General features: G+C 51.2%; 8 protein-coding genes. All 8 read right to left on the bottom strand.

The features are described 5' to 3' along the window. A partial coding sequence (locus tag OEL57_RS13065; protein ID WP_300741004.1) for a response regulator occupies window positions 1–232 on the bottom strand: 232 nt, incomplete at its 3' end. Window position 233: 1 nt separating this feature from the next. Next, window positions 234–590: an STAS domain-containing protein gene (locus OEL57_RS13070; protein WP_300741006.1), complete on the bottom strand. Its 357-nt coding sequence runs from the start codon at window positions 588–590 to the stop codon at window positions 234–236. Window positions 591–667: 77 nt separating this feature from the next. Beyond that, entirely contained in the window at window positions 668–2,461 is a 1,794-nt protein-coding gene (locus tag OEL57_RS13075) for a methyl-accepting chemotaxis protein (protein ID WP_300741007.1), read from the bottom strand. A 40-nt stretch (window positions 2,462–2,501) separates the two neighbouring features. Then, window positions 2,502–2,900 carry a response regulator gene (locus tag OEL57_RS13080; protein WP_300741009.1) on the bottom strand — a complete coding sequence of 133 codons (399 nt, stop codon included), beginning with the start codon at window positions 2,898–2,900 and terminating at the stop codon, window positions 2,502–2,504. A 12-nt stretch (window positions 2,901–2,912) separates the two neighbouring features. Beyond that, window positions 2,913–3,383 (bottom strand): cytochrome P460 family protein, encoded by a 471-nt coding sequence (locus OEL57_RS13085; protein ID WP_300741011.1) that lies wholly within the window; start codon window positions 3,381–3,383, stop codon window positions 2,913–2,915. A gap of 125 nt (window positions 3,384–3,508) precedes the next feature. Further along, window positions 3,509–4,639: an ATP-binding protein gene (locus OEL57_RS13090; protein ID WP_300741012.1), complete on the bottom strand. Its 1,131-nt coding sequence runs from the start codon at window positions 4,637–4,639 to the stop codon at window positions 3,509–3,511. Continuing rightward, entirely contained in the window at window positions 4,636–5,889 is a 1,254-nt protein-coding gene (locus OEL57_RS13095; RefSeq protein ID WP_300741013.1) for an ATP-binding response regulator, read from the bottom strand. The genes OEL57_RS13090 and OEL57_RS13095 overlap by 4 nt, the downstream gene beginning before the upstream one ends. Window positions 5,890–6,092: 203 nt before the next feature. Continuing rightward, on the bottom strand, window positions 6,093–6,203 hold the full coding sequence (locus tag OEL57_RS13100) for a helix-turn-helix domain-containing protein (RefSeq protein ID WP_331489751.1): 111 nt from the start codon (window positions 6,201–6,203) through the stop codon (window positions 6,093–6,095). Window positions 6,204–6,213 lie beyond the last annotated feature (10 nt).

The following is a 6,213-nucleotide window of genomic DNA, read 5'->3' on the forward strand; positions in this document are numbered from 1 at the left end:
GGATAAATTTGTTGAGGGCGCCGCTACGAACACCTTTGATCAGGCCGATGCCATCCAGGTTGGGCATGTTCAGGTCGGTGATCAGCATATCCACTTTTTGAGTGCCCAGTTTGGTTAAGGCGTCTTTGCCATCCACCGCCTCAACCACGTCATAGCCAGCCTGTTTGAGCGTAAAGCTTACCATTTGTCGTACACTTGCTGAATCATCGGCCGTCATAATCAGTTTTGCCATGTTAGTTCATTCCTCCGCACCAGATACAGGGTAAGTCTGCGTAGTGTTTGCAGGTGGTCTGGCGTTGCAGCCCAACGGTTTCGACAGCTTTTTTAACATCAGGGGTCATGCCGCCTGAAAAGTTGAAACGTTTCTGCGCATCTAGTGCAGTGCGACAGGCTGAACAGATCAGTTGCAGGCCGGCAAGGTCAAGCGTCTCAAGGCTAGCCACATCAAGCTGGATATTGGTTGGGGCGGCCTCTTCAAGCAACAGGCTGCGTAACTCTGCAGCAGTGTCAATGGCCAGTCTGCCTGCCACGTTAATAGTCAAAGTGGTGCCGTCATTACTGATGCTGCGGGTAAGATTCAGATCAGACATAGAAACCTCCAAAATCAACCCCCCTCAATCCCCCCTTGTCATAGCCTCTCCCCTGATACGGGGAGGCGGGGGAGGGGTTAAAATAAATCAACGTTATCACCGTATTCTGAATCACTGTCGGTGCTGACCTGCTGCTTCTGCAATGAGAGTTGGACACCGTGGCGGGCGGCCATCATTTCGTGAATCATCCGTTCACTTTCCATGGTGTAGCGCTGCTCCATGTGGCGCAGGTTATCTCTGAACTCACTTGAGGCCGGTACCAGGGCTCGCGCTTCGGCATAGATTTGCTCAAGGGCCTGAACTGCCTGCTCAGTCTGTTGCTGGATTTCTTCATGTACGTGGATGCCTGATGTGGTCAGGTTAATATCGTCAGAGAGTGATTCTGCCGTGCTTGCCAGTGTGGAGAGTTGTTGCAGCAAGGAGTGGTTGATGCCGGAAAGTGATGAGATAATTTGACGGGCTTCCTGCTCCATTTCGGTAACCGGTTGTGAGCCATCCTCTGCTTCAAGAAAGTTCTGATCGGCAATACTGGCGGTGATTGCATTGATGGCCTGCAGGGTGTTGGAAACCGCTTCAGTCTGAATAACCGCATCAAGAGAAAGTCGTTTGATCGCTTCAGCCAGTACCCCCAGCGCTGCTCCTTGAGGGCCGGTGTGGGCAGCCTTGATCTGGGCATTTAAGGCGATCAGGTCTATTTCTGAACCAACGGCCTCAATGTCGCTCACAAACCCCCCGATTTCAGTCATGGTGCTGGTCACCTTATGCATGGCAGCAGCCAGCTCCTGGTCTGCCTGATCACAGTTTTTTAGAATCAGTGTGACCCGGTGCATTTCTTTTTCCATGTTGTCCAGTAATGAGGTCTCGGCTGATCCGGAGTTGCCCATCAGGGCCTGTTGTAGCTCCAGGCTGATCTGGGTTTGGTTGGCTCCAATGTCACGCAGGCTGTCCAGAGTCGTGTTGGTAGCCTTTGCCAGTTGGTCTGTCGCATGTCTGGTCTGGGCGGTCTGCAGTTCGCAGATGTCACCGATTTCAGCCACCAGCGCAGGGCAGGCGTCTTCGTTCGGGCTGGCATGGGTGCAGGTGTGCTGCTGTAGTTTTTCAAGCGCCTCAATTACATGCTCAATCTGCTGGCGGGTAATATCGTGGAACTGCATGGAGGCAACCACGGCACCGATATCCGATGAAATCTGCTCAGAAATAACGGCAACCTGATTGCCGGTGGCAGAACAGGTGGCATTCAGATCAGCCAGGGTTTCAAGGTTGTTGCCAACTGCAGCAAGGATTTTCTGTGCATCAGCATACTGGTGCTCTTCAGTGCTGCGTACCATCTGGAGGTTGCCGTTGATCAGTTGAGCCAGTGAGTGGCGTTGGGCCATAATGCCGGCTGACTTTTCACTGACCGTCTGAGACAGCTTTTCAACATCCATGGCCAGCGTGGTGAAACCAGCGCCCAGTTCACCCAGTCTGGCGGATTCTATTTTGGTGGAGATGGAGAGCATCCGTAGAGCCTTGTCCATCTTCTGAAATCCTTCCAGGGGGCGCACTACGTTTTCAAGCTGGACCATGATCTGCTCCAGGGTACTGCAGCTTTGGTTGCCCTGAGTGTTGACCTGATTCAGGTAGTTGTTCATCTTGGTAAACAGGTGGCGGAGTCGTTCTGTCAGTTGATTGCTTTCGGCACCTGCAACCAGTTCTACCAGGTTGTTGGAAACAGACGATATCCCTGATGATCTGTAGGCAAAGTCCTGCAGTTTTCCACCAAGCTCCAGAAACTGATCTTCCGTGCAGCCTGAAAGCTGTCGCAGAACCTCCATGGTGGGGGCCAGACAGTTGTTCCATTGTGCAACCTGGTTACAGAGTTGGGGATTCATGGGTTAGATTCCTTTCAAAGCCCTGATCAAAACCTGCGTGCTACTGAAGCAGCCCCAGGGCGCGAAGCTCCCTGAGAAGTTTCTGTTTGCTGATCGGCTTCACCAGGTAGGCGGTGGCGCCATCCTGATAAAACGAGTCAAAGACCGTCTTTGGGTCATCCAGGGCAGTGGTCATAACTACTTTGACCTCAAGATTGGGCGGCACTTCCAGCTCTTTCTCAAGCTGCCGGATCAGTCGCAGCGCCTCACGCCCATCCATTTTGGGCATCATGATATCCATGCAGATCAGGTCATACGGGCTTTTGGAATCATGGGCCAACCTGAAGGCGGTTACCGCTTCTTCACCATCAACGGCGATCTCGCAATCAAAATGCATACTCAGTAATTCCCTGAGAATACGGCGAGAGATGAAATCATCTTCAACAATCAGACATTTCACGGTGGGACTCCTTTACTTGAAGTCTGCAATACCAGAGAAGACGTAATCCCTTCCGGCAACTTCCTTCTGGTGGCATTCAAAACAGTTTTTAACCGGATCAAGGCGACTGGGTTTGCCGTCTGCTGTGTAGCCGGCATATAACCAGCCACCGGTGTTTTTCTGGTTCTTATCTTTTTTCATCAGCACCACCATGTTTTTGGTGCCGTCAACGGCACCGTTGTCCCCTTTGATATTGAAATGCTCAACCACAATCCGGCTGCCTTCAGGAAATTTGTTGCCCGCTTGGTAACCCTTGATGGCCTTTGGGTCGGCATAGATGTAATGGATGCCGTAAAAAAGCGATTTTTTGTCAGCCACGACCTTGCGCACACTCTTTTTCCAGCTCTGGTACTTGGGTAGTGGTGGTGCTGTCACGGCAGCAGCGGCGCAACAGACAGATAACAGCACAATCAGTCCAATGGTGGTCAGGGTAATACGTTTCATCTGGTTCTGGTCTCCTTGACAACGGTTAGTTCGACAGTCTGAGCTGATTGGGTATAAGTATACCACCGCTTGTTTGCTTGTCACGTCAGGTGGCATGTTTTTTAGACTTTTTCTCCCGTACGGTTTCAGCAGCTCTCCAATACGGTTTCAGGTGTATCGTTGGCCGGCAGATAGATGGAAAAGGTGGTGCCGGTGCCTGGCGTGCTTTCAACGCTAATGGCACCACCATGTTGCTTGATAATTCCGTACACCATGGAAAGCCCCAGACCGCTGCCTTTGCCGATTTCCTTGGTGGTGAAAAAAGGATCAAATATCTTTGGCAGGACATCTTTTGGAATACCACACCCGGTATCTGAGACCGTCAGGTGGATGTAGCTGCCTGGAGATAGTCCAAGGGGTTCTGCAGTTTTGTTTTCAAGCAGTGCATTTGAGGTGGTAATGGTCAGTTGACCGCCAACAGGCATGGCATCCCGGGCATTGATGGCAAGATTCATCAGCATCTGCTCAATCATACTGCGATCAACCGTGGCTGGAATAGTGTGCTGATCACACACAAAAGAAAGTGTGATGTTATCGCCGATGATTCTCCTGATGAACTTTTCAAAGCTTGAAACAAGGGAGCAGAGTTCTGCCTTTGAAGGGGTTACTTCCTGCTTGCGGCTGAAGGTAAGCAGGCTCTGGGTCAGGCTGGTGGCCCGTTTGGCAGCATCGACAATCATCTGCAGGCTTTCATGCTGAGGGTTGTCAGAAGGAGTCTGCATCAACAGCATGGTGCTGTACCCACTGATAATGGTCAGGATATTGTTGAAGTCGTGGGCAACCCCTCCGGCCAGAATGCCGATCGCCTCCAGTTTTTGGGAGTGACGCAGCCGTTCTTCAGCTTTTTTGATTCGCAACATGACTTTGATGTGGGCCACCAGCTCGTGGCTGGAGATCGGTTTTTGCAAAAAAGCATCTGCTCCAAGATCCAGCGCCCTGACCCGGTTTCTTGAATCCACGTCTGCGGCAGTAATGACAATGATCGGGATATAGGAGGTTAGTGAGTTCTGTTTCAGAAGACGGATGGTTTCATAGCCGTCCATTTCCGGCATCTGCAGATCAAGCAGGATGGTGTCTGGCTGCCAGGAACGGGCCAGCTCAAGCCCTTCTTTGCCTGAGCAGGCAGTTTTCAGACGGGCATCAGGCAGATGTTTTTCCAGGGTGCCTTTCATGACCAGCAGATTGACGTTTGAATCATCAATGGCAAGAATTTTCATGGGGCAGGCTCCATCGCCTTTTTAAAGGATAAGCAACAGGTAAAGGTGCTGCCATGCTCAGGGCTGCTTTCCAGGGTCAACTTGCCTCCCAGTTTGTCGCAGATAGTACGGACAATGGCCAGGCCGACACCGCTGCCTTCGTTGCGCCGGGTAAGGTAGTGTTCAAGTTGGGTAAAAGGTTGAAAGATGATTTCCTGGCAGGCAAGCGGGATGCCTTTGCCATTGTCTGTCACCTGAATCAGTACAGAGGTCTCCTGCTGTTCCGTTTTGGATGGCTCAGCCCAGAGATGGCAGCTGACAACACCACCCCTACCGGTAAATTTAAAGGCGTTATCCAGCAGACAGCCGGTAATAATATGTAGGGCATCCCAGGGGCCATACAGGGGGATGGCCCCGTGCTGGCGGCAGTTTGTTTCAAAGCGTATCCCGGCGTCAGCTGCCATAGCATGGTAGCGTTTTTTCAGGGATTCAAGGGCGCCACAGGGGGTGTTCATAATATCCCCGGTGGAATGTTTTGCAGAGCGGGCCTCAATCAGGGTCAACAGGTTGTTGACCAGCGTTGTTATCCGTTCAGCCGATGTTTTGAGCAGCGCCAGATACTCTGTCTGGTTTACTGGTGTTTGCTGGTCTTCCATCAGTTGGATGATCCCCATGATGCCGTTTAAGGGGGTTCGGAACTCGTGGCTGATCAGGCTTAAAAATTCGCGTTTCAATTCATCAACGTGGCTGGCTTTGCGTTGTGCTTCTTGCAGGGCTTCCAGCTGATTACAGAGCTGTTTGGTCTGTTTGGCAACCTGCTCCTCAAGTCGTGAACGATACTGTTGCTCCATCCGCTGGGTCATCAGGAAAGCCAGTGCCTTGGAGATACACCAGGTCAGTTGATCAAAATCAATCGGTTTGAACAGCAGATCAAAGGCATGCTGCTTCAGCCCTTCAACCACCAGTTCAAAATCAGTATAGCCGGTCATCAGCAAAACCGGCAGGTTTGGCAGTAGTTGACGAACCGCCTCTAACAGGCGAATACCGTTCATATCCGGCATACGGATGTCAGTAATTAATAGATCAACCGTATGCTGCTGCTGTTCGATAATGTTCAGTGCTTCCTGACCGCCTGTGGCACAGATGATCTGGTATCCCTGTGATTCCAGAAAGGTTTGCAGCATTTTCAGCACCATTGGCTCATCATCCACCAGGAGAATGGTGGCTTTGGCGGGTGTCAGCGAATGATCAACTTCTGAAGATGCTTTCATGGTTTGTCTTTCTGGCACAAATGGAGCGGGTAATGAAGGCGTGTGGTTGTATTTGCAGTATGTGTGCCATGCTTTGGAATGGCGTGAGTTTGTTTTTATATTGCTGTAATTATTTGATTAAAAGTGTTTTGTTGCTGCATTTGACTGGAGCAGAGCTGTGCATTGGTGTGTGCCGTGGCACACTATGGCACAGTTTGTGTGTGTCACGGCTCAGTCTGTTGCTCAAGCCAGCGGTAGAAGGTGCGTCGGCTGATTCCCAACAGTTTTGCCGCTTCAGTGCGATTGCCCCTGCTTCGACGCAGCGCTTCCTTAATGGTTGTTTCC

This window comes from Trichlorobacter sp. (genome assembly GCF_030247655.1).
GTDB lineage: Bacteria > Desulfobacterota > Desulfuromonadia > Geobacterales > Pseudopelobacteraceae > Trichlorobacter.